We start from the raw sequence: 768 nt of genomic DNA, 5'->3' as shown, positions 1-768 counted from the left end.
GAGCCGGACAATTGTCTCTTTCGAAGGATGAAAAGGTGATGGGTTCGGTGCTGGTGGATATTGGTGCAGGTTCTACGAATGTTGCCATTTTCCAGGAAGGAACGATTGTTGCCACATCTACACTTCCGATTGGTGGAGAATTTGTAACCAATGATATTGCCTACGGACTGAGAACCCTTACCGATCAAGCCGAAAAAGTAAAGCTTAAGTACGGCTGCGCATGGTATGATGATGCGGCAGCCGATGTCGTCTTTAAAGTGACGCGTATCGGCAGTAACGTGGATAAGGAGTTCAACCAGCAGGATTTGGCTGCTATTATTGAGCCGAGAGTGCAGGAAATTTTTCAACTCATTCAGGCGGAAGTTAAGCGCTTGGGTTACACAGAGCTTCCGGGAGGTTATATACTTACCGGAGGCACCGTCTCCATGCCTGGTGTACTTCAGGTGGCACAAAGCGAACTGGCCGCTTCCGTAAGGATCGCCGTACCTAATTTTATCGGTGTAAGGGATCCGGGTTACACGAGCGGAGTTGGAATCTTGCATAATGCTATTCGTTACTATCGCGGAAGATCGACTAGCGTTAGCAACAGTGGCGGAAGTACCAAGAAGCCGACTAACCGAACCAAAAGCAGTAGTCCCGCTGCGGAAGGCGAGCAAAAGCAGGGGTTGATTGAACGCTTAAAAAATATGTTTAGTGAATTTATATAACGTTCATTGCTAATTATGCCAATCATGGACGGGCCATCCATGCACATTGAGGGGGAGATGG

At 48.0% G+C, this 768-nt stretch carries 1 protein-coding gene; it reads left to right on the top strand.

From position 1 onward, the window contains the following. A partial coding sequence (locus GRP75_RS28515) for a cell division protein FtsA (protein ID WP_202404364.1) occupies positions 1-707 on the top strand: 707 nt, incomplete at its 5' end. Positions 708-768: the final 61 nt, after the last annotated feature.

This window comes from Paenibacillus sp. OT2-17 (assembly GCF_009827695.1).
GTDB classification, from domain to species: domain Bacteria; phylum Bacillota; class Bacilli; order Paenibacillales; family Paenibacillaceae; genus Paenibacillus; species Paenibacillus polymyxa_B.
Note: the sequence above shows the minus strand (reverse complement) of the source record. Positions and strands in the feature narration are given on the sequence as shown.